The 22,359-nt window shown below is 73.1% G+C and carries 18 protein-coding genes; 10 read left to right on the top strand and 8 right to left on the bottom strand.

Going from position 1 to position 22,359, the window contains the following annotated elements; genetic code table 11:
- Nucleotides 1–20 precede the first annotated feature (20 nt).
- The 4 genes from Acy02nite_RS05155 to Acy02nite_RS46335 are packed head-to-tail and all read left to right on the top strand — an operon-like array spanning nucleotide 21 to nucleotide 5,689.
- On the top strand, nucleotides 21–1,280 hold the full coding sequence (locus Acy02nite_RS05155) for a hypothetical protein (RefSeq protein ID WP_203738625.1): 1,260 nt from the start codon (nucleotides 21–23) through the stop codon (nucleotides 1,278–1,280).
- An 11-nt stretch (nucleotides 1,281–1,291) separates the two neighbouring features.
- The gene (locus Acy02nite_RS05150; RefSeq protein ID WP_203738624.1) at nucleotides 1,292–2,953 is read left to right on the top strand and encodes a right-handed parallel beta-helix repeat-containing protein; all 1,662 of its coding nucleotides are present in this window, start codon (nucleotides 1,292–1,294) and stop codon (nucleotides 2,951–2,953) included.
- Nucleotides 2,954–2,990: 37 nt separating this feature from the next.
- Entirely contained in the window at nucleotides 2,991–4,439 is a 1,449-nt protein-coding gene (locus Acy02nite_RS05145) for a type VII secretion protein EccE (RefSeq protein ID WP_203738623.1), read from the top strand.
- Nucleotides 4,436–5,689 carry a hypothetical protein gene (locus tag Acy02nite_RS46335; protein WP_239174244.1) on the top strand — a complete coding sequence of 418 codons (1,254 nt, stop codon included), beginning with the start codon at nucleotides 4,436–4,438 and terminating at the stop codon, nucleotides 5,687–5,689. The genes Acy02nite_RS05145 and Acy02nite_RS46335 overlap by 4 nt, the downstream gene beginning before the upstream one ends.
- Before the next feature lie 442 nt (nucleotides 5,690–6,131).
- Here the strand turns inward: Acy02nite_RS46335 and eccCa are convergent, their stop codons facing one another.
- Nucleotides 6,132–10,088, bottom strand: coding sequence for a type VII secretion protein EccCa (eccCa, locus tag Acy02nite_RS05135; RefSeq protein ID WP_203738622.1), 3,957 nt, complete (start codon nucleotides 10,086–10,088; stop codon nucleotides 6,132–6,134).
- A gap of 92 nt (nucleotides 10,089–10,180) precedes the next feature.
- On the opposite strand from eccCa, the gene eccD reads away from it, so the two are divergent.
- A complete protein-coding gene (gene eccD / locus Acy02nite_RS05130; RefSeq protein ID WP_203738621.1) occupies nucleotides 10,181–11,584 on the top strand; it encodes a type VII secretion integral membrane protein EccD in 1,404 nt (467 codons plus the stop codon).
- 1 nt (nucleotide 11,585) lies between these two features.
- On the top strand, nucleotides 11,586–12,956 hold the full coding sequence (gene eccB, locus Acy02nite_RS05125) for a type VII secretion protein EccB (protein WP_203738620.1): 1,371 nt from the start codon (nucleotides 11,586–11,588) through the stop codon (nucleotides 12,954–12,956).
- On the opposite strand, the gene Acy02nite_RS05120 is transcribed toward eccB, so the two are convergent.
- Nucleotides 12,944–14,206, bottom strand: a complete 1,263-nt coding sequence (locus Acy02nite_RS05120; protein ID WP_203738619.1) for a S8 family serine peptidase — start codon at nucleotides 14,204–14,206, stop codon at nucleotides 12,944–12,946. The genes eccB and Acy02nite_RS05120 overlap by 13 nt on opposite strands.
- Before the next feature lie 77 nt (nucleotides 14,207–14,283).
- Here Acy02nite_RS05120 and Acy02nite_RS05115 point away from each other — a divergent pair, with 77 nt between their 5' ends.
- Nucleotides 14,284–15,111 (top strand): hypothetical protein, encoded by an 828-nt coding sequence (locus tag Acy02nite_RS05115; RefSeq protein ID WP_203738618.1) that lies wholly within the window; start codon nucleotides 14,284–14,286, stop codon nucleotides 15,109–15,111.
- Here Acy02nite_RS05115 and Acy02nite_RS05110 read toward each other — a convergent pair.
- On the bottom strand, nucleotides 15,071–15,937 hold the full coding sequence (locus Acy02nite_RS05110; RefSeq protein WP_203738617.1) for an SseB family protein: 867 nt from the start codon (nucleotides 15,935–15,937) through the stop codon (nucleotides 15,071–15,073). The genes Acy02nite_RS05115 and Acy02nite_RS05110 overlap by 41 nt on opposite strands.
- Entirely contained in the window at nucleotides 15,934–16,902 is a 969-nt protein-coding gene (locus Acy02nite_RS05105; RefSeq protein WP_203738616.1) for an SMI1/KNR4 family protein, read from the bottom strand. Before Acy02nite_RS05105 ends, Acy02nite_RS05110 begins: the two co-directional genes overlap by 4 nt.
- 61 nt (nucleotides 16,903–16,963) lie before the next feature.
- On the opposite strand from Acy02nite_RS05105, the gene Acy02nite_RS05100 reads away from it, so the two are divergent.
- Genes Acy02nite_RS05100 through Acy02nite_RS05090 form a run of 3 tightly spaced genes read left to right on the top strand, consistent with a single transcriptional unit; the run spans nucleotide 16,964 to nucleotide 18,158 of the window.
- Complete coding sequence (locus Acy02nite_RS05100; protein WP_203738615.1) at nucleotides 16,964–17,425, top strand: hypothetical protein; 462 nt, start codon at nucleotides 16,964–16,966, stop codon at nucleotides 17,423–17,425.
- Nucleotides 17,426–17,442: 17 nt separating this feature from the next.
- Nucleotides 17,443–17,793, top strand: a complete 351-nt coding sequence (locus tag Acy02nite_RS05095) for a hypothetical protein (RefSeq protein WP_203738614.1) — start codon at nucleotides 17,443–17,445, stop codon at nucleotides 17,791–17,793.
- A 14-nt stretch (nucleotides 17,794–17,807) separates the two neighbouring features.
- Nucleotides 17,808–18,158, top strand: coding sequence for a hypothetical protein (locus Acy02nite_RS05090; protein WP_203738613.1), 351 nt, complete (start codon nucleotides 17,808–17,810; stop codon nucleotides 18,156–18,158).
- Between the two features lie 12 nt (nucleotides 18,159–18,170).
- Here Acy02nite_RS05090 and Acy02nite_RS05085 read toward each other — a convergent pair whose 3' ends face one another.
- Genes Acy02nite_RS05085 through Acy02nite_RS05070 form a run of 4 tightly spaced genes read right to left on the bottom strand, consistent with a single transcriptional unit; the run spans nucleotide 18,171 to nucleotide 22,358 of the window.
- Nucleotides 18,171–19,037, bottom strand: coding sequence for a hypothetical protein (locus tag Acy02nite_RS05085; RefSeq protein WP_203738612.1), 867 nt, complete (start codon nucleotides 19,035–19,037; stop codon nucleotides 18,171–18,173).
- On the bottom strand, nucleotides 19,034–20,077 hold the full coding sequence (locus Acy02nite_RS05080; protein WP_203738611.1) for a hypothetical protein: 1,044 nt from the start codon (nucleotides 20,075–20,077) through the stop codon (nucleotides 19,034–19,036). The genes Acy02nite_RS05085 and Acy02nite_RS05080 overlap by 4 nt, the downstream gene beginning before the upstream one ends.
- Entirely contained in the window at nucleotides 20,074–21,138 is a 1,065-nt protein-coding gene (locus tag Acy02nite_RS05075) for a hypothetical protein (protein ID WP_203738610.1), read from the bottom strand. Before Acy02nite_RS05075 ends, Acy02nite_RS05080 begins: the two co-directional genes overlap by 4 nt.
- Entirely contained in the window at nucleotides 21,135–22,358 is a 1,224-nt protein-coding gene (locus Acy02nite_RS05070) for a hypothetical protein (RefSeq protein ID WP_203738609.1), read from the bottom strand. The genes Acy02nite_RS05075 and Acy02nite_RS05070 overlap by 4 nt, the downstream gene beginning before the upstream one ends.
- Nucleotide 22,359: the final 1 nt, after the last annotated feature.

Here is a 22,359-nt window from a genome sequence, read left to right as displayed (position 1 = left end):
GAACTGAAGACGGAGACGAGATGCCCACCGCTGGCTCTTACCGCCTGGAGCATCAGCTGTCGACCTGCACGGTTGGCGACGTCTGGTCGAGCGTCGACGCGCAGGGGCGGCCGGTGACGGTCGCCCGGCTCAACGAGCTGGCGTCGGCTGACGACCGCTGGCGGCAGGCCTTCGCGGCGGCCGCCGAGACGCTTGCCGCGTCCGAGACCGATCAGCTGGTCGTGACCGATGCGGATCTGTCCGGCGAGCGCCCCTGGGTCGCCTCCGACGGTGCCGCCGGGGAGATCTTCTCGCTGCTCGGGCAGAACCTGACCCCGGTGGGCGCGGTGCCGGCTTCGCTGTCGGCCGCCGGCGACGCGACCCACCAGACTTCGGATGCGGTACGTACGGAGTCCGCCCCGGCCACGGAAACCGATCCGCCCACCCTGCCGTTCCAGCCGGTGCTGACCGATTCTGCCCGGCCGGTGCCCGCAGTGCCGGTCTCCGCTCAGCCGGCGTCCGGGTTGCCCGCCTTCGACCGGCCCGTGTCGGCCGTGCCGGTCTCCGGGGCTCCCACGCCGTACCGGGGAATGGGCAGCCCGGAGCGACCCGGCCGCCTCCTGGTGGTGATCGTCGGCCTGGTGTCGCTGCTCGTCGGCGCCGCGGGTGGCGCGGCGATCGTGGCGGCCGCGGACGGTGACGACGAGCCGGCGCCGGTGGTGAGCACCGCGCCGGTCGCCTTCACCGACGCCCAGCTGCTGCTGCCCGGCACCCCGCCGGCCGCGCCCGGGCTGCCGCCGGAACCGGACGAGTGGCCCGACAACACCTGGCCGACCTTCGGTGACGAAGCGGCCGGCGCCACCGAGATCACCGGGCTGGAGGGTCTCGGCTTCAACTTCCTGGCGCCGGAGGGCTGGAAGTGCACGCTCGCCGAGAAGGCCGACGCCGCGGTGCACTACCGCTGCGGGGCCTTCGAGGGTGACACGCTGACCGTCGGCGGCGACATCGTCGTCCGCGCCTGTGCCCCGATCTGCGACAACACCACCCGTGTGGCCCTGCGCGCCCGCGAGGAGGCCTGGGGTCTACGGTGGACCGGCGGCACCACGGTGCAGTCCTGGGTGGAGAACCCCTCGGTGAACGGCAAGCCGGAGTATGGGCTGGTCTACGTCGGTTTCACCCGCACCGCCGTGGAGCAGGTGCTGAGCCGGGAGGTCGTCCTCCGGATGACCGCGCCCTCCGCCCGGGCCGATGACGTGAAGAAAGTCGCCGCCAGCGTCCTCGACCGCACGTACGCGCAGTAAGGAGCATTTCCGTGGCCAGCACCCTGGCGGTCCCCGGCACCTATCCGACGATCCGCGACGCGCTGGAGGTGGCCCCGGACGACGCGATCATCAGCATCGCGCCCGGCACCTATCGGGAACGGATCGAGCTGGCCGGGCGGCGGCTCACGCTGCGCGGCACCGGGGAGGAGGGCACCGTCGTCGTCGACGCCTCCGCGCTGGAGGGCCCGGCCCTGGCCGTGCTCAGTGGCGAGGTGAGCGTCGAGGGGCTGGACCTGACCGCCGGGGACTATCCGGCGATCGCGGCGACGAGCGCGCGGCTGACCGTACGCAAATGTCGTCTTTCCGCGGGTTATGGGGCCGGCCTGCAGGCCACCGACCTGTCCACGGTGGAGGCCTCCGAGATCCGCGTGCTCAAGGGGCAGAACGGCCTGGTCTTCTCGGACGCCGGCGGCACCGTCGACTCGTGCGAGGTGCGCGGGGTGAACGACGACGGCATCATCGTGCGGCTCGGCGCCGACCCGGTGATCCGGAACACCACCGTCGCCGAGTGTGGCTACCGGGGGATCTACGTCTACCAGTCCGGCCGCCCGGTGATCGAGCGCTGCGACGTCTCCGGCACCGGCGACGCCGGGATCGTGGTCGCCAACAGCAGCTCCCCCACGATCCGGGAGACCTGGGTGCACCAGACCAGGGGTTCCGGCATCGTGTTCGGGGCGGGCTGCTCCGGGGCGGTCGAGCAGTGCCGGGTCGAGGGCACCGCCGAGCCGAAGGTCTCCGTCGACCCGCGCGCCCAGGTGACCGTGTCGCTCTCCGAGGGCGGGCCGGCGCCCCGGGCCGGCATCAGCGACTCCGGCGGAGGCGGGCAGGACGCCGCCGAGGTTGACCGGCTGCTCACCGAGCTCGACTCGATGATCGGCCTGGCCGGGGTGAAGGACGAGGTCCGCGCCCTGATCGACGAGATCCAGGTGAACGAGTGGCGGCGCAGCGCCGGGCTGTCGGTCGGCGCGGCCAGTCACCACCTGATCTTCACGGGCGCCCCGGGTACCGGTAAGACGACGGTGGCCCGCATCTACGGCCAGTTGCTCAAGGCGCTCGCCGTGCTGCCGAACGGGCGGTTCCGCGAGGTGTCCCGGCGCGACCTGGTCGGGCAGTACATCGGGCACACCGCGGAGAAGACCACCTCGGTGTTCGAGGAGGCGATGGGCGGCGTGCTGTTCATCGACGAGGCGTACACGCTGTCCCGGGCCGGTGGCGCCAGCGCCGACTTCGGCCAGGAGGCGATCGACACCCTGGTCAAGCTCATGGAGGACCACCGCGACCAGGTCGCCGTGATCGTCGCCGGTTACACCCAGGAGATGCTCGACTTCCTGGACGCGAACTCCGGTCTCGCCTCCCGGTTCGCCAAGACCCTCGAATTCGAGAACTACGGTCCCGACGAGCTCGTCATGATCGCCGGCCGGATCGCGAAGAACGACGACTACACGTTCGCGCCAGGGCTGGCCGAGGCGCTCTACGAGCACTTCTCGCAGATCGAGCGGGACCGGAACTTCGGTAACGCGCGTGAGGCCCGCAAGCTGCTCGAGGGCATGCGCAAGGCGCAGTCCGGCCGGCTGCGGTCGCTGGGCCGCATGCCGAGCCGTGACGACCTCACCACGCTGGTCCTCGACGACCTGCTCACGGCCATCCGCTGACGCATAGAATGGGCTCGCTATCGGGGGAGGTAACGCGGTGAATCCAGGTGACGGCTACCCGGGGCAGGCGTTCGGCGCCGCCGCGCCGCCACCGGCCGCGCCCCCCGCGGTCCAGCAGCTCCCCGCACCGCCCGCGGTCAGCGCGCCCCCGCAGGCGCACGCCGCCGCGGCGGCCACTCCCCTGCGCCGGGCCGGCACCCAGGCCCGGGGCAGCGTCCCGGTGCCCGCCTCCGGTGTGCCGCAACCGGCCGGCGTCGCGCGGCGCCCGGTCACCGTGCCCGGCCCCGCCGACGCGACCGCCGACGCCGGGGTCCGGGCGATCCCGCGCCGCGGCCAGGTCGGCCCGGTCAGCCTCACCCAGATCGTCGTCGCCGAGCTCGCCGTCCTCGCCACCGTCACCGCCGCCGTCCAGGGGCTGCTCCCCGGGCTGATCGCCGGTGTGCTCGGCCTGGTCCTGGTCGTGATCTTCTTCGCCCGGCAGCGCGGGCGCTGGTGGCTGGAACACCGCCAGATCGCCCGCAACCACGCGCGCCGGCGCGCCGCGACGCTGGAGACCGCCGCCGGCCCGGTGCTCGCCGCGCTGCGCACCATCGCCCCCGGCCTGGCCGTGCGGGACATGACCGCGCAGGACGGCGCGCGCGCCGGGGTCGCCAAGGACGAGGCCGGCTGGTTCAGCGTCGTCGCGCTCACCCCGGCCGCGCCGGTCCACCACGACGCCGCCCCGATCCCGCTGGACGCGCTGGTCAGTGTGCTTGCCGCGACCGAGCAGCCGGGCGTGGTGCTGGAGCTGGTCACGCACACCGTGCCCGCGCCCAGCCCGGACGTGCACGCGTCGTCGCCGGCCGGGTCGTCGTACCGGCAGCTGGTCGAGTCGCTGAGCCCCGAGCCGGTCCCCGCGCACCGGGAGTCGACGATCAGCGTCCGGGTCGACGCCCGGGTGCTGGCCGAGGCCCTGCACGACCACACCGCCGACCTGGAGGCGGCCGCCGCCCTGGTCGCCGGCCTGGGGCGGAAGGTGGCGACCAGCCTCCGCCGGATCGGCATCGGCTGCCGCGTGCTCGACGCCGAGGAGCTGCTCGCGGTCCTGGCCCGGTCCTGTGACGTCGAGGCCGGGTCGCTGGCCGAGGGCTCCGCGATCGACGAGGAGTGGACACACTGGCGGTCGGCCCGGCTCGTCCACCGGACGTACTGGTTGAAGACCTGGCCCACGTCGGCCGGTGAGATCGGCTCGCTGTTCGCCTGGGCGGCCACCGCGCCGGCCGCGCAGACCAACGTGGCGCTGGTCCTGAACGCGGCGGCCGACGGCGACGACGTGGCGGTGCGGGCCTTCATCAGGTTCGCCACCCGTCCCGACGCCGATCTCGGGGCACTCGACCGGGTGCTGGTCGACGGAGTCCGGCGGGTCGGCGCCGAGTTGGCGCCGCTGGACGGGGAGCACGGGCCGGCCGCTTACGCGACGGCACCGACGGGAGGGGGCGCGGGATGACGCATCCTGATCGTGAGGGGTCCTGGCGGCCCTATCCGCCGCCCGCCGAGGAACAGCCCTCGCCGCAACAGCCCACGCCGGAGCAGCTCTCGCAGCAGCAGTCCTCGCCGGAGTTGCCGCCTCCGCCGGTCTTTCCGCCGCCCGCGGTGGCTCGGGCGCAGGTGCGGCCGCCGCAGTTGCCTGCGCCCCCGCAGTACCCGCAGGCACAGGCTGCTTATCCGCAGGCTTCGTACTTGCCAGCACAGAATCCGCAGGCTTCCTACCCGCAGGAGCAGGACCCGCAGGCTTCCTACCAGCAAGCGCAGTACCCGCAGGCTCAGTACGCGCAGGTGGCGCCGGTGCAACCCGCGCCGCAGGCCGTGCCGGTCGCACCGCGGCAGCAGACCCAGCACCAGCAGGTCGCCGACGCGACCGGGCGCGGGCTGGCCGCTCCGCAGCTCACCTCCGCGCCGCTGGCCGGGCCGCAGGGCCGGGCGCTGGCCGCCGCGCAGGCCGCCCAGGGGCAGAACGAGAATCCGCCCGACGAGCCCTCCGACGGCGACGACGAGGCGCGCACCGGGCCGTCCGGGAAGACGTCGCCGCTGCACATCGGCTGGCACGCGATCTCACGCAAGACGCTGCGCCGGGTGACCGTCGCGCCGTCCGCCGGGGCCGGGCTGGTCCTCGGGCGTGACCGGCAGCACGCGCCCGTGCCACTGCACCTCTTCGCACCCGAGCCGGTGCGGATCGCCCTGGTCGGCGGGGTGTGGGCGGCCCAGTTGCTGATCTTCCGGGCGTTCGCGCTGGGTGCCCGGGTCGTCGTGGTGACCACCGAGCCGCGCGCCTGGGCCGGGTTCGGCGAGCGCGCGACCGGGCAGTACAACAGGCTCACCGTGCACAGCAGTGACCAGGGTGCGGCGTTGACCGGCAGTGCGCAGATGCCGACGCTGGTCGTCTACGACCTGGGCATGACCGGGCCGGCCACGACGCCGCCGCTCGGCCCGTGGAGCACCCAGCTGACCATTCTGCGCCAGCTCGACCGGCCCGGGCTGGCCGCGCTCCAGGAGTCCCAGCTGGCGCTGCTCCAGCGGCTCGGCGGGGACGAGGCGGCGCTGGCGGCCTCGGCGTTGAAGCTGCGGCCGCACAGCAGCCAGTTCCTGCAGTTCATGGCGGACGACATGCTCGCGCTGATCGGCGACGGGACGGACCGCTACCTGTTCCTCGGCCAGACCCAGACCGAGCAGCAGTTCGTCGGCCTCCCCCGCCGCTGACCCACCCGGGGTGCTCACGGTGGTCATGCGCGTCGCATGACCACCGTGAGCACCAGCCAAGACCGTGACGCGCGCCGCGCGCCGGTGCGGCAACCCAGCTGGCGCTGAGGGCTGTTCTCGAGCCCGGACACGACCGTGAGCACCAGCCGGGGGCGCGAGCCCCGGCCGGGCCGGGCCAGCGGCGCGGCTCGGGCTTGTCAGCTGGTGCTCATGGGCGTTATGAGGCACGAATAACGACCATGAGCACCAGCCGGAAGAGCGAGCCGCGCCGCTTCCGGGCCCGAAGCGGACGTCGCGTCCGGGGTAACCGCGCCCACCCACGGAGATCGCCCTTGTGGGTTTCGCGTTCTGGGCCGGCCACGGCCCTGCGAAGCCCGCAAGGGTCCCCGCGGGAGCGACGGCCCGGACCACGGCGGACGTAGGACCGGAAGCTCTTGAGAAATCAGCGGACCGGAGGCGTCCAGGCGAGCTGGACCAGCCGGGCGCCATGTCTGCGAGTGATCATCCAGGCGCGGCCCGGCGGCAGGACCTGCGGTTTGATCGTGCCGAACAGCGGGCCTTCCTCGCGCGGGCCGGACATCATGATGCCCGGCGAGGCGAGTTCCCGGATGCGGCCGATGACCGGGTCGAACATGGCGCGCGCGGCGCCGCCGATCCGGCGGGTGATCACCAGGTGCAGGCCGATGTCGCGGGCCTGCGGGAGGAACTCCAGCAGGGGCAGCAGCGGGTTCTGCGAGGCGGCGGCGACGAGGTCGTAGTCGTCGACGAGCACGTAGAGCTGGGGGCCCTTCCACCAGCTGCGGTTCGCCAGCATCTCGGGGGTGACGTCGGGGCCGGGGAGGCGTTCCCGCATGGCGACCGCGATCTGGTTGATCAGATCCGCGGTGACCTGGTGCGACGTGCCGTAGCCGATGGTGTTCTCCTGCGGGACGACGCCGAGCAGGCTGCGGCGCAGGTCGACCAGGAGGAGGCGGGCCTCGGAGGGGCTGTTGCCGGCCACGATCGACTTCGCGAGGCTGCGCAGGAACGAGCTCTTGCCGCTCTCGATGTCGCCGAAGAGCAGCGCGTGCGGCTCGGCGTCGAAGTCGAGCCAGACCGGCTGCAGGTCGTTCTCGGCGATGCCGATCGGGACGAGCGGGCCGCGGGACGGCGGCAGCGCCTCGAACGGCAGCTCGGCGGGCAGCAGCCGGACCCGCGGCGCGGGCGGCCCGGTCCAGTGCTCGGTGGCGTGTTTGACCAGCTCGGCGACGGCCTCGGCAAGGTCGTCGGCGCGCTGCTCGCGGTCGATGCGGGGCAGCGCGGCGAGGAAGTGGTGACCGTCCGGGGTGAGGCCGTGGCCGGGTGACTGGTCGGGGACGTTGACGGCCTCCCGACGGTTGATCACGGAGTCGGAGGGCTCACCGAGGCGCAGCTCGACGCGGGTGCCGAAGACGTCGCGGATCTGCGGGCGGACGTCCATCCAGCGGTTCGTCGCGGCCACCACGTGAATGCCGAAGCCGAGGCCGCGGTTGGCCAGCTCGTTGACGGTGGGCTCGAGGTCCTCGAACTCGGCGCGCAGCGTCGACCAGCCGTCGATGACCAGGAAGACGTCGCCGAACGGGTCCTCGGTGAAGCGGCCCTGCTGCTTGGCCCGCCGGTACGCCGCCATGCCCTCCACGTTCTGCTGGGCGAACAGGTCCTCCCGGCCGCGCATCAGGCCGTGCACCTCGGCGATCGTGCGCCGGACCCGGTCCACGTCACGGCGGGTGGCGATGCCGCCGACGTGCGGCAGGTCGGTGAGACCGGAGAGTGGGCCGCCGCCGAAGTCCAGCCCGTAGAACTGCACCTCACGGGGCGTGTGGGTGAGGGCGAGGCTGGTGATCAGCGTACGCAAAAGGTTGGATTTGCCGGATTGTGAGCCGCCGACCACGAGCAGGTTGCCGGCGGCGCCGGAGAGGTCCAGCCACATCGGGTCGCGGCGCTGGTCGAACGGCTTGTCGATGATGCCCACCAGCGCGTGCAGGCCGGCGAAGCGCTCCGCGGCGTCGACCTGGAGCCCGCGCTCCGGCATCGAGATGACCGGCGGCAGCATCTGACCGAGCGTCGGCGCCTTGTCCAGCGGGGGCAGCCACACCTCGTGCGCGGGGGTGCCGCGGCCCTCCATCTGGCGGGCGAGCACGTCCATCAGGGTGTCGCCCTGGACCTTCTCCTCCACCTCCTGGCTCGCCGCCTCCGGCTCGGGCCGCTCCTCCTGCAGGGGCGCCGCGTAGTACGTGCTGAACTCGCGGATCGGGCTGCCCGCGCGGGTCGCGCCCGCGGCGACGATGCCCTCGCGGCGGACGGCGCCGGACACGTAGGCCGCCTTGAGCCGCACCAGCCCGTCGGTGCCGGCGCGCAGATAGCCGTGGCCGGGGTGGTGGGGCAGCTCGTAGGCGTCCGGCACCCCGAGGACGGCCCGGCTCTCCATCGAGGAGAAGGTGCGCAGACCGATCCGGTACGACAGGTGCGACTCCAGCCCCCGCAGGCGTCCCTCCTCCAGTTTCTGCGAGGCGAGCAGTAGGTGGATGCCGAGCGACCGGCCGACCCGGCCGATCTGGACGAACATGTCGATGAAGTCGGGCCGGTCGGCGAGCAGCTCGGAGAACTCGTCGACGATCAGGATCAGGCTGGGCAGCGGCGCGAGGGGCACCCCGGCCGCACGGGCCCGCTCGTAGTCCCGCGCGGACGCGTAGTTGCCGGCCTTGCGCAGCAGCTCCTGCCGCCGGGTCAGCTCACCCGAGATGGCGCCGAGCATGCGGTCGACCAGTGACTGCTCGTCCTGCAGGTTGGTGATCATCGCGGCGGTGTGCGGCAGCCGGTCCAGCGAGGCGAAGGTCGCGCCGCCCTTGTAGTCGACCAGCACGAAGTTGAGGATCTCCGGGTCGTGGGTCATCGCCAGCGCCACCACGAGCGTGCGCAGCAGCTCCGACTTGCCGGAGCCGGTCGCGCCGATCAGCAGGCCGTGCGGGCCCATCCCGTCCTGCGCGGACTCCTTGAGGTCGAGCTCGACCGGCCGGCCGTCGACCCCGATGCCGATCGGCACCCGCAGCCGGTCCCGGTTCGGCCGGTTCGCCCACATGTCGGCCAATTCGATCTGGTACGGATCGTCCACCTCGAGCAGCTCGGCGAGCCCCATGTCCTGCGAGATCGCGGGCTGGTCGCCGTAGGTCGCCGCGGACAGCCGCAGCGGCGCCAGCTCCCGCGCGAGCACCTCGATCTCCGCCTGCCCGAGCGTGTCGGCCCGCCCCACCTCGGTCGAGCCGTCCATCGTGGTGCCGGTGATCGTCCCGTCCGCGGCGATCTCCAGGACCACCGAGCTGTCGTCGAGCAGCCGGGGCGGCGGCACCGACAGGTCGAGGATGGTGACGCCGGCGACCCCGCCCTCGGTCATCAGGTGGTCGGAGCCGGCCGTCGAACCGCCGTCGATGATCACCACCACGTGCGGGCCGGCCGGCGCCACCGCCATCGGGTCGAACCGGGGCCGGTTGACCAGCACGTCGTCGAGCATCGCCTCGAGCGCGGGCACGCTCGGCGCGACCAGCCGCACCGGGCCGGCCGCGTCGGTCTTGTCCGGGTGCTGGGCGTGCGGCAGCCATTTCGCCCACTCCCAGCGACCACGCCGGTGATCGGGCACGCAGACGCCGAGGCGCAGATCGTCCGGCGCGTGGAAGGTGGCGATCTGCGCGGTCAGCGCACGGCAGAAGCCCTGCACGGCCTCCTCCGCCCCGCGCACGTAGATGTGCGAGAAGTCGCGCAGCGCCACCGAGACCGGCAGATCGGGCACGACCGAGTACGTGTTGACGAACTTGCGCAGCGCCATCGCGCAGAGCGGCTCCAGCTCGTCCACCGGCTTGGTCTGCGGCGGGACGAGACGGGTCGCCACCTCCTGCACACCGACCGCGATCCGGACGACGGTGAAGTCGGCGTCGTTGCGGCGGCGCTCCCAGAGGCGGCCGCTGTCCGCGAACGTCCACAGGGTGGCCGGGTCGGGATTGCGGTAGTAGAGCGCCTCGCGCTGCTGACGGATCGTGTTGCGCAGCTGGGCACGCAGCTGGGACAGGTGCCGCAGGTACTGCCGGCGGGACTCGATCATCTCGCGCTTGCCCGGGCCGCCCGTGTTGCTCGCCATCATCGCGATCATGCCGAGGATGGAGACGCCGTACATCGCGCCGGCGACGTAGGTCAGCGGGCCGCCCTTCTGGACGCCCATCATCAAGCCCATCGCGGCGGCGCCGGCGCCCATCGGCAGCACCATGAGCATCCGCGTCCAGCCCTTGCCGGCCGGCGGCGGCACCTCCGGCGGCGGGTCGAGCAGCACCTCCCCCGAGGGCATCACCGGGGCGGGCCGCCGCGGGGGGCGCTTGACGATGCTGACGGTCACGCTTCGCATCCTAGCCAGCCATTCGCCGGGGCGAATCCGCACCGATGCCGCCTGCTAGTTTGTGGGCACAGAAGGCTGAGCTGGAGGTGACCGTGACCGCACCGGGTGGCCCGAGTCTGGCCCGGGTGACGATCGCCGCGCCGACCCGCCGGATGGACATCGCCCTGCCGGACAACATGCTCGTCGGCGAGCTGCTGCCGCACCTGCTGCGGCACGCCGAGGGCGCGCTGGGCGAGCCGGCCGAGCGGCACGGCGGCTGGGTGCTGCGGCGGGCCACCGGCTCCGCGCTCGAGCCCGGCCGCAACCTGGCCGCGCAGGGCGTGCGCGACGGCGAGCTGCTGCATCTGAAACCCGCCCGGGAGGACTGGCCCGAGCTGGCCTACGACGACGTGGTCGAGGTCATCGCGAGCGGCGCGCGCCGCGCCGGCCGATCCTGGGGCGCCGCCGCCACCCGCCGCGCCGGCCTGACCGTCTTCGCCGTGGCCCTGCTGGTCGGCCTCTTCGGGCTGGCCGCCGGCGGCCCGTCCCGGCAGGCCTCGGCGATCATCGCGCTCGGCGTGGCGATCGGCCTGTCGGTGGTCGGCATCCTGCTGTCCCGCGCGTTCACCGACTCCGGCGCGGGCGCCGTGGTGGCCGCGAGCGGCCTGCCCTACGCGTTCCTCGGCGGCGCCTGGCTGATCGCCGACTCCGGCTCCCGGTTCCTCGGCATCGGCGCCCCCGCGCTGCTGCTCGGCTCAGCGGTGCTGCTGGTCGTCAGCATGATCGGGCACGCCGCGGTGGCCGGGCTGCCCCGGCTCTTCGTGGCCGGCATCGCGATCGCCGTGACCGGCCTGCTCGCCGCGCTGCTCACGCTCGCCGGGGTGCCCGCGAGCGGCGGCGCCGCGGTGGCCCTGACCGCCGCGATCGGCCTGCTCCCCGGTTACCCGGTGCTGGCCAGCTGGATCGGCCGGCTGCCGTTCCCGGAGCTGCCCAGCCGCGCCGAGGAGATCCTCAAGGACAAGCCGATGCCCCGCCGGGCGGACGTGTTCGCCGCCGTGGTCCGGGCCGACGAGGTGCTCTCCGGCCTGCTGCTCGCGGCCGCGTTCAGCAGCATCGTCGCGATCCTCTACCTGGCCTGGTCCGGCCCCGGCACGGCAGCGGTCCTGCTGATCGTCGCCGCGGTGACCGCCCTGCTGCTGCGCGCCCGGCTGCTGGCCACCCCGCAGCAGCGCGGCCCGCTGCTCGTCGCCGGCGTCGCCGGCCTGGCCGTGCTGGGCATCGGCGCGGTCGCCACCGACGCCGTCCCGGGCCTGCTGGTGCTGGCCGGCGCGGTGATCGCCGGCGGGGTCGCCCTGCCGGCCGCGGTGATCTACAGCCAGCGGCAGCCCTCGCCCTACCTGGGCCGCGCCGCCGACCTGCTGGACGTCATCGCGATCATGGCGCTGATCCCGCTGGCATGCGCGGTGATGGGCGTCTTCGACGACATCCGCGGGCTGTTCTCCTCGATCGGCGCGTGACATGGCCTCCCGTCGCGACCAGCTCCAGTCGTACCAGTTCCTGAACCAGCGGGTGATCTCCGCGTTCGTGATGCGCGAGACCGACCCGGCGCAGTCCCCCCTGCGGCGCGGCATCGGCGCGCTGTTCGGCGGCCTGATGGTGGCGGTGCTGATCGGCGCCGGGTTCGGGGTCTACGGCATCCTCACCAAGGTCGGCACCGACGCGTGGAAGAGCGACGGCTCGGTGGTGGTCGAACGGGAGTCCGGCGCCAGCTTCGTCTACCTGCAGGGGCGGCTCAACCCGGCGCTGAACTTCACCTCGGCCAGGCTGGCGGCCGGCCGGCCGAATCCGACGGTCTACCGGATCGCGGCCAAGGCCCTTGCCGGTACGCCTCGCGGGGTCACCATCGGCATCCCGAACGCGCCTGCTTCGCTGCCCGAGGCTGCTCAGCAGGTCGGTCTGCCCTGGGCCATGTGCATGGTGCCGGGGGAGAACCCGGCCGCCGCGCTGCTGGTCGGCCAGACCGGACCGGCCGGCACCGACCTGGCCGACCGGGGGCTGCTGGTCAGCGACGGCAACACCAACCTCCAGCTGGTCTGGCACGGCTTCAAGCACAAGATTCAGGACGCCCAGACCACCCTCCCCGGGCTGTACGGTGCGGTCGACCCGGTCGTGGTCAGCACCGCGTGGCTCAACGCGCTGCCGGCCGGCGGCGACATCGCAGCCATCCCGGTGAAGAACCGGGGCGCCGCGTCCAAGCGGGTGCCGGCGCTGACCAACGGCACCGTGCTGGCGGTCACCGTCGGCGTCGACGCCACGCAGTTCTACCTGGTGCTCGACGACGGCATCCTGCCCATCACCGCGCTGCAGAAAGCGGTGCTGAACGCGAGCTTCCCGGCCGAGCCGAAGAACGTGCCCATCACCGTGGTCACGGGAGGCGGCACGCCGCAGCTCAAACCGGAGACCGGCAACCCCGACGCGCAGCCGCCGGCCAGCCCTCCGACGCTGGCCACGGTGGCGGCCGGCACCACAGCCTGTGCGATCACCCGGTCGGCGGCCAAAGCGCCGTCGATCGTCGTGGGCGGGCCGGTCTCCGCGCTCTCCTCGGCGGTGCCGACCGCCGGGGCGTCCGGCGGGCGCGCGCTGGCCGACGCGGTGGGTGTCCCGGCCGGCCGGTTCGCGCTGGTCCGGGTGCCGGGTTCGGCCGGCTACCAGCTGGTGACCGATCTGGGCCTGCGGCATCCGGTGCCGGACGCGGACGCGCTGGGGCGCCTCGGCTACTCCCCCGATGCGGCGACCGCGATCCCGACCGCGCTGATCAGCAGCATCCCGGCCGGGGTGACTCTGGACCCGGCCGCCGCGGTCAAACCGGCCGCGAGTCAACGCCGCTGATCGGCGGACTCCTCGAGGAGCATGACCGGCGGGCCGGGCTCGATCGGCTCCTCGTGCTCCACCGGCGGCGGTGCCATGGCCGGCCGCCAGTGCTGCCGCCGGCTGCGCCGGACGGCCGCGGTCACCATCAGCACCGCCACCACCGCGACAGCCGCGATCGTCGCCCCGATGAACGCCACCGTCCGCCGCTGGTTCTCAGCCCCGGTGCGGGCGGCAGCAGCAGGTTCCAGGGCCGGCAGTGCTTTCGGCTTCTCGGCGGTGAGCCGCCCGGTGACGGCCGCGTAGGGATTCACCACGCCGGCCCCGAACCCGTCGCCGGTCATCGTCGGGCTGGCCGACGCGGTCAGCAGCTCGGTCAGGTCGGCGATCGGCATCTTCCCGGAGCGGCTGCGCACCAGTGCGGCGGCCGCCCCCACATACCCGGCGGCCAGCGCTGTCCCGTCCGCCTCGACCAGCCCCTGGGCCGACGCGTCGCCGCCCTGCAGGGTGGGCACCGCCACCCCCGGCGCGACGAGGTCCACATAGGCCCCGCGCTGCGACTTGCCGTACGTCTTCCCGTCCTCATCGATCGCGCCGACCCCGATCACATCCGGATAGGACGCCGGGAAGGGGGCCGGATTGCCGTCCTGCGCCGAGCCGAGATCACCGGCCGCGGCGATCACCGGCACGTCCTTCTGGACGGCGGACGCCACGGCTTGCCGCAGCGCGGCGGTGTCCTGGTACGCCGGGACGGCCACCACGATCACGTCGGCGCCGCCCTGCACGGCGAAGTCGATGCCACGGGCCAGTTGCGCGGGGTCGGCGGCACTCTGCGTGGAGCCGGTGTCCGGCACCACGCGTACCGGCAGAACGGTGGTCTGCGGGGCGAGACCGGTGACCGGCCCGTTCGCCGTGGCGGCGGCCGCGATCACGCCGGCGACCTGGGTGCCGGTGCCGGTGCAGTCGGTGTCGGCCGCACCGTTGCCCGTGACCGCGTCCCGGCCGCTCAGCACCCGGCCGGCGAGCTGGCGGTGACCGGCCCGTACGCCGGTGGACAGCACCGCGACCTCGACGCCGTCGCCCCGGCTGAACGCGGTGACCGAGTCGATCGACAGCATCGCGCGGGCCCACGACGTGTCCGTGCTGAGCCGCCCGGGCGTGGCACAGTCGGCGGCGAGCGCCGGGGCGGACCCGAGCACGACCGGTGTCGCGACGCCGAGCAGCACGCCCGCGAACACGGACGCGGTCGCGCGCCTCAGGATCGGTAGCACCCGCCGATGATATGCCCGCCGAGGTGAGGGGCAGGTACCCTGTGGCGTCCCCACCCAGCCGGCATCGGGAGTGATTGATGCGTAAATGGGTCTACGGCGCGGTCGCCCTCGTGCTCGCCGGCCTCTTCTGGTACTCGACCGGCAACGTCGGGAAGAACGACCACGAGGCCGCGTACAAGGAGCTGTCCAAGGTTCGGGAGAAGCTGGAGAAGGCCGGCACCGCGCGGGTCGACTTCACCGCGTCGCTGACCGGCGGTAAGCCGTTCGGCGAGTGGCAGGGCACCAGCGTGGTGCGGTTCACGGAGCCGAGCTGGGACACCTCGTACACGCGCATGGCCGGCACCGGCACGGACGGCATCACCGCGCGCCGCGTGCACGTCGGCAACGCCGACTACTACACCTCGACCGATCTGATCGCACCGGACGGGCGTCCCTGGTGGGACGCGAGCCGGACCGCGCAGGTCTGGGGCGACCAGCTCTCCAACCCGCAGCTGAACGTCGCCGACATCACCACCTGGCTGCCGTTCTTCGGTGGCCTCGACGTCTACCTCGCCGACAGCGCCAAGCAGAGCGACCACAAGTACCGGCTGGAGTGCATGAGCGGCCGCAGCGTCTGCCCGCCGCCGTTCGGCACCCGGCTCGACGATCACTTCGACCAGACGTCCCCGCCGATCCTCACCGCCCAGCTGGACGACGACGGCCGCCTGGTGAAGCTCGATGTCGAGTGTGTCCTGACCAACTCCGACAAGGTCGAGCCGGGCGACGTGTCGCTGCGCCCGAAGGCGACCTACTACGTGAAGGCAAGCTTCGAGCTCAGTGGCTTCGGCGACGACGCGCAGATCCAGGCGCCGGCCGACGCCGAGATCACGGCCTCGAATCGGGTGGTTCCGAAGGGGCGAAGCTGAACAGCCAGGGCACCTGGTCGGAGCCGAACTCCAGCGGGTTCGCGTCGTCCGGGTCGATCGACATCGCGTAGCCCTCCGGCCAGCAGGCCACCACGAAGGAGAAGTTCACTTCGACGTACGGCGTCGGCTCGGCGTGACTGGCGGCCAGGGACTCCGCGCTGGTGAACACCTCGATGGTCTGCTCCGGCGCGTACCGCCACGGGAAGCCGGGCTCGGCGATCTCCTCGAGCTCGGCGGGCCGGGTGGTGGGCACCAGCACCTGCGCGTCCAGCAGGCGCTCCATGAAGCCGTACACGTCACCGGCCTGGGCCGCGGCGGTCATCGCGGCGACGGGATCCTCGTCCGGGTAGTCGCCGGCCGCCTGCACCGCTCGCAGCTGCGCCTCCTCGGCCTCGTCCGCGGTGGCCTCGGCGACCAGCTCCTCCATCGTCGGGATGGTCACGTCCCCGACCGCGGCGTCGGCCAGCGTCTCCACCGGCACGTACGCGTCGATCGGCGTGCCCGGATTGATCGCGAGCCGCCACTCCGGGTCCGGCCACTTGCGCCGCAGCTCCGCGTAGTTGGTCACGGTGTAGCCGTCGATCACGTGCCCGAACGTCCGGGCCAGCGCCGGCACCGAGGTGAAGACCGGCAGGAACACGTGGTCGAAGGCGTGCACGGTGAGGAATCGCTGTTGTTCCGACGGGTCGCCGGTGAGCTGCGGCAGGAACAGGTCGGCGACCGCCGCCAGCTGGAAGTAGGTGTGCCGCTCATCGGCCAGGGCGGCCAGGGCCATCGCGTGCTCGACCTCGTTGGCCGGGAGCCACTCGGGCGCCGGCTCGGTCACGTCGTCCTCCGGTGCGATCCGGGCAGCAGGCTTCCGAGGCCGTCCGGCTGGACGGCCTCCGCCCCCGCCGCTGCGGTGACCGCCAACTCCTCCAGATCAGCCGGTACGGGCCGGAGAGCCAGCCAGAACGACGCGAAGTCCCCGGCCAGCCGGTACATCAGCCGCTCGCACACGTCCTCGGCGGTGAAGTGGTCCCGATCGCGGGGGTCGTCGTCGTCGAGGTAGCCGACCGCGCCCGCGTCGTCGCCGCGGACCCGCAGCGCGAGCAGCCCGCCCTGCACCAGCCCGATGGCCAGCCAGTCGGTGGTGAGCCGGTCGGTGAAGAACGCGTTCAGGTAGCCCAGGTCGTGGGTGCGGTCCTCACGGAACCCGAGGAGCGGCTGGTCCAGCACGAACCCGTGGCCCGGGTGGACGGCCGGGAAGCTGGGGGCGCCACCGTTGGTGCGGCCCAGAAAATCCCGGTAGTGCGGCGGAAGCCGTACGCCGAATCGATCGTCGGCGGCGTCCAGCGCGGCCGCCGAGAGCCGTTCGGTGACCAGGATGCCCGGGGGTTCCTCGTCGCCCGCGGCGAGACCGTGCCCGGCCAGCGCCCGCGCCCCGACGCTGACCCCGCCCAGATGACGGAAGCTCGCGTGCAGCTCGGCCGGGACCAGCGCGAGATGCCTGGTCCGCGCGGTGTGCGCCCACGTCCAGCCGCTCGGTGTGCCGACCGTGCCGGACCAGAGCGGGTCACCGGCGGCGCGCGCCACCCGGTCGGCGGCCCGCACGTCGACGACGCGCGACTCCTCGACGGTGAGATCGGCGATCGCCGGGGGCAGCGCGACCAGGACGCGGGCGTAGGGAGTCCAGTCCGGGAAGCCCCACGGGTCGACCGGCACGCCGTGCCGATACCGCACCCGGAGCATCGGGCTGGCCGGATGCGCGGCCCGGAACGCGTACCGGGCGCCGGCTATCCGTTCTTTCACCCGTGTCACTCTACCGATCCGCGGGCTGCGGCCCGGACCCGTGCTTTCGTACCATGCCGGGATGCTGATTCGCTGGACCGGTCTGGGGTTCCTGGCCTTCCTGATCACCTGCGGGGCCGTCCCGGCCGCGTACTACGTCACGCAGGCGACGTACCGCCTGACCGGAAGCCACAACGTTCAGCTGGCCGAGCTCGCCGTGGCCGTCCTCATGCTGCCGATCGCCGCCCTGATGTGGGGCGTCGGCCGGTGGCTGAACTCCGAGGACGAGGAACGCCACACGGTCATGGACCAGCCGATGGAGTACGTCGCCGGCCTCTTCCTGTTCCTCGCCTGGCTGCTGCCCTGCGTCGCGCTCGGACAGGTCACCTCCACCTGGCTGGGCTGGGTGGCGTTCTTCGGCGTGCTCCCGGCCGTGGCGATCGGCTACTTCCTGCTCCAGCTGGTGAAAGCCTGGCCCGCGGCCAGGGCCGAGGCGCTCGCGAAGCGAGCCGGGAGCGACACCCCACCGGCCCCACCGGCCTGAGCCGATAGGATGGCCCGGTGACCGAACCGGAGGCGGAACGCGATCCCGCCCAGCATCTGATGCTGTGGACGGACATCCGGCGGCAGCCCGACGGCAGCCAGCGACGCATCCCGATCCCCCTGGACGATGCCGCCGCCCAGTTCGCCGCGATGATCGCCGCGGGCCGCGCCACCGAGTCGCGTCTCGACCGTGACGATCCGGACGACGCGGTCGCCTTCTCACGCAACCGCGGCCGGGTCATCGCCACCCTGCTGAACGAGCTGTCCCTGCGGCTGGCGCCCGGCCAGGGCGTCGGCGCCATCCGGAGCGACGGTTCGATGAGCGAGCTCGCCGCCACCGTCGCCGCCTATCTGCGCGCCGGATACTGAGCGGAGGAGCCGCCGTGACCCCGCCCGATCTCACCCTGCCGCAGCCCGAGCGCGACCCGGCCCGGCACTGGTTGCTCTACGCCGCGGCCGAGCGCAACCCGGACAGGTTCCGTCCGATCCCGCTGGACGAGGCGGCCACCCGGCTCGGCCCGGCCGCCGCCGGTGGCGAGGTCGACCGGCGCACCCCCGGCGACCGGAGTCTGGTGGTGATCTCCCGGCAGCGCGCCACCGCCATCGCGGACCTGCTGGACGAGCTCGCCCTACGCCTGGCGCCGGGCGTCGAGGTCCCGGCCGTCCAGTCGGACGGGTCACTCAGCCGGCTCGCCAAGGAGCTGGCCGACGACATGCTGCGCCGCAGCGCCTGACCTCGGGCGCCGTCAGAGGTCGGTGCGCTCGCCGGTCTCCGGGTCCAGTCCCATGATCTCGCGGGCCCGGGCGGTGTACTCCCGCTCGGCCTCCGGCGACGCCTCGACGTCGACGTAGTTCGCGGCGTAGTCCGGGTCACCGGGGTGGTTCTCCGGCCGGAACGGGGTGCTCGGCGCATGCTTCGCGGTCCACTCGGCATGCCAGGCGCTCAACGCCCGCTGCCGCTCCTCCCGCGTCGGCGGGGGCTCCCGACCAGGCACGTTCGCCTCCCGCACCCGTCCGTCCGGCGCCGCGGCCATCGCCAGCAGCGCTCGCGCCCGCTCGATCACGCTCGGCGCGACCTCCCCCGGGAACAGGAAGGCGCGCGCCCGGATGTGGTAGAAGAACTCGTCCTCGGGCGGCTCACCGGTCTCCAGTACCTGCTGGGCGATCGTTTCCGGCCAAACCCACATTCCGTCCGTACGGACATTGCCCTGTTCCCCCGAAGCGACCAGTGGCGCCCTGCGCAGGAACCGCGCGGTCTCGGCCCGCGCCTCGTCGTCGAGCCGCTCGTACGCCGAGCCGGTGCCGGGCACCGCCAGCCGCAGCGTGAACTCGCCCGCCTGCTGGCGCTCGATCGTCCGCCACGCCGCGTGGAACCGCCGCTGCACGAGCGTGACCAGCACACCCGGCAGCACCGGGCCCAGCGGCTCCAACGTTCCCGGCAGCTCACCGCGTTCGGCCCGGGCCAGCATGTCCGAGCGGCGCCACCGCCCGTCCCGTCCCAGGATCTCGTCGCCGGTGCTCGTCCGGCGCAACACCCAGGACGGGTCGGAGATCGCATCCCCCGCCCGCAGCCGTCCGAAGTAGACTGCGCCGTCGCCGGCCGGTGTGCTCATACCGCCTCCACGAAGTCGCCGGTCACCGGGTCCTGCCCGGCTGCCTCCCGCGCGGCCCGGACCATCGCCCAGGCCGACTCGGCCGGGGGCAGCCGATCGTCCGGGATCGTGAACACGTCGTCGTCGATGTCCCAGACGGCGCATCCGGTCTCGGCGCACCATCGGGCCCGGACGCCCTCGGCCGCCGCCGTCCGTCGGTCCCGCTCGTCCGACCCTTGCGGAAATTCGCGACGAATCGCTAGAAGGATCGAGTCGAACGCGCTGAGCGCGCTCTGGGCGCCGTGCATGCTCGCCCCGGTCGCCACGTCCAGCCCGAGCAGCGCCCGCTCGGCGCGCCGCAGTTCCAGCCGCTGCGCCTCGGTCGACTGACGGTCGTCGTAGATGTCGGTGATCCCGTGCCGCTCGGCCCACTCCTGTCGCAGGCGCGCCAGACGCTGCCGGTACTCCGCGTCCTCGGGCGTCTCCCACCTCAGCGCCTCGTCGGACCGCGAGCCGGTCTGCCTGAGCCGGGCCTCGTACCGGCTACGCAGGTCAGCCAGATCGTCACGATGGAATTGGTCCCGAGCGGTCGCGAACAGCTCCCGCCCCTGGACCGACCAGAACGCCGACTCCGGCATCTCGTCCGACTCGTCGGTCAAGAATCGCTCCGCCTCGAACACCGCCGAGACCGCCGCGTTCAACCGGGTGCGCGCAATCCGCCGCTCGTCCCCGGTCAGGCCGGTGGCTGGATCCGGCACCAGAGCCGCATACCGCGCCGCCGTCGCGACCCACTGTCCCGCGTCGATCAGCTCCGACCGCACGAGGCTGCCGTAGGTCACCCGGTCCGGCTGCTGCTCCACCTCGAACTCCGGCAGCCGGAACTCGAACACCCGCGACCGGCCGCACGACGGGCACACACCGCTGTACCGGACGCCGAGCGTGCCGTCCGGGAGCGTGATCGTCGTGCTGGACCGGGGCAGCCGCGACTCGCCGCAGTCACACGGCGTGATGTCGATGAAAAGGTGCGCCTCCAAGCTGCTGCGCGCGAGCGGAACAGTCATGCCCGGTACCCTTCCCCACCGTCGACGCCGGCCACCGCGGCCCGCGCCGCCCGAACCATCTCCCAGACCGTGGCCGCCGCGGGCGCCGCATCGCGCGGCACCTGCCACACCCGGTCGTTCCAGAGCTCATCACGCCAGCCGTCGTCGGAGATCCCGGCCGCGACCAGCCACGTGTGACAGGCCGCCCGCGCCAGCGCGATCCGCAGGTCACGCCCGGCGATGTCGTTCGCCCAGCGACTCTCCACCTCGCCGATCAGCTGCCGGAACGCGGCCAGCCCGGCCAGCGGATCGGCCAGCGACAATCCGGTCACCACGTCCTGCCCGGCGGCCTCACGCAACGCCCGGGTCAGCTCGGCCCTCTGCTCGGCGGTCGGCGAGCGCCGGTCCGCGCCGGTCGCGCCGCCCTCGACCCATTCCTCGTCGTCGATGCCGTACCGCTCCGCCCACGCCCGCCGGATCCGGTTCTCTCCCGCCACCCGAGCGGCCCGCGCACCGCTCATCCGCGCCGGCGCCTCGCCCCGCATCGCCCGTAGCCGCCGTTCGTAGCCCCGGCGCAGCTCAGCCAGCCGGCCGGTCTGGAAGGCGTACGGCTCCCGCTCGTACCACGCCCGCCCAGGCCCGGTCCAGAACGCCTCCGGCGGGATCCCGTCCCTCCCCCGGAACTTCTCGACCTCGCCGATCGCCGCCACGGCCGCCATCAGCCACCCGCGCGCCGTGACACGGTCTTTTTCCGGCAAAGAATCAATTTCCGCCGGTACGGCCGCAGCGTACCTCTCCGCCGCCCACAACCACTGCGCCGGATCGAGCAGCTCCGAGGCCCGCTCGCCCAGCCCGTAGACCACCCGGTCCCGGCCCGACGCGTCCTGCGCGATCGCCGGCCCCCGGAAGACGAACTCCCGATCCCGCCCGCAGGCCTCGCACCGCCCGGCATACCGCCACCCGGCCGTCCCGTCCTCGAACCGGACCGCCTCACCCCACGCCCTGAGCCCCAGTCCCCCGCACTCACACGACACCAGGTCGAGGTAGAGCTGCGCTTCCCGCCGGGTTCGCGCCAGCCTCATGACCGCGGCTCGATGACCCAGGTCGCGCCCGGCTCGTCCGGCGCCCGGTACCGCGGCGAGTCCACGATGAAGGTGACCGCTCCCGACTCGGCGAAGACGCTCAGCCGGAACTCGCCGCGGGCCGCTTCCACCCGCAGTTTGTCCGGACTTCCCTCGGCAGCCCCGGCCGTCCAGCCCCGGCGCTGCAGAACCGGCACGACCGCCCTCACCTCGTCGGGCGGCGGCACGTCGTCCCCCGCCCCGGGAAAGACCATGACGTTGATGCGGAAGCCCCACAGCTCCTCGTGCTTGTACACCGAGGCGGGCGAGAACCGTCTCGGCCCGTCGAGCGAGTTCACCTGCGTCGGAGCGCCAGGGAAAGCCTCCCCGAAGATGTCCTCCAGCTCGGCCAGCGTGGCCCGCCCCACTCGCAGGATCTCCGCCCTCATGGCGTCCCAGCCCGGCGGGTCCTCCTGCCCCGGCGGCACGGGCCGCACCGGCAGCGGAGCTCCCTCGACGAAATGCCGCTGCCGGAACTGCTCCCACGTGGGCAATCCGCCGAACGAGGAGTCGGCCGAACCCTCGAATCCGGTGAGCGACGAGATGAACCCGCGTTCGGCAAGAGCCGCGGACGCCTCCGAGTGCGCCGCCTCAGCCAGCCACGGCCGCGAATACGACCGGTCGGCGATGCAGAACACCGGGCGCACGGCATCCGGGGCCTCACCGATGCGGTACACCGTCACCCAGTCCGGCATCGCTGCCCGGAACGAACTGTCCCACCACCAGTGCGACACCGGTACGAACGCCGGCACCTCCTCAGCGTCGGCGGGACCGTACTGCTCCAGCTTCGCCCTGACCGCCTCGTCGGCGTCGGCGAGGGTCTCCGCCTCGACCATCCCGGCCACCGCCGTGCCGGCGAAATCGTCATTCACGTACTGAAGTGCCGATCGGGCTCGCAGCGCGTCCTCGTGCCGATCCCACCCCGCCTGTTCGATCGCATCCACCAGGTACTCCGCGGCGATCCCCGCGTCACGCCGCAGCCGGTTCAATTCCGCGACAACGGTGAGGACGAAGTCACCGGCGGGAAGACCACCGCCAGGGGTCAAGGCATGCAGATCGACCAGGTAGTCGAAGAACTCCGAAAGATGCGTGTCCGCCCGCGGCGTGCCCGGCTCGGCACTCTGAAGAGTGCGCACCGCGAACCTGGTCAGCTCCTCCACCGTGAATTGACGGCTCGCCATC

Source organism: Actinoplanes cyaneus (assembly GCF_016862095.1).
Taxonomy (GTDB): domain Bacteria; phylum Actinomycetota; class Actinomycetes; order Mycobacteriales; family Micromonosporaceae; genus Actinoplanes; species Actinoplanes cyaneus.
Note: the sequence above shows the minus strand (reverse complement) of the source record. Positions and strands in the feature narration are given on the sequence as shown.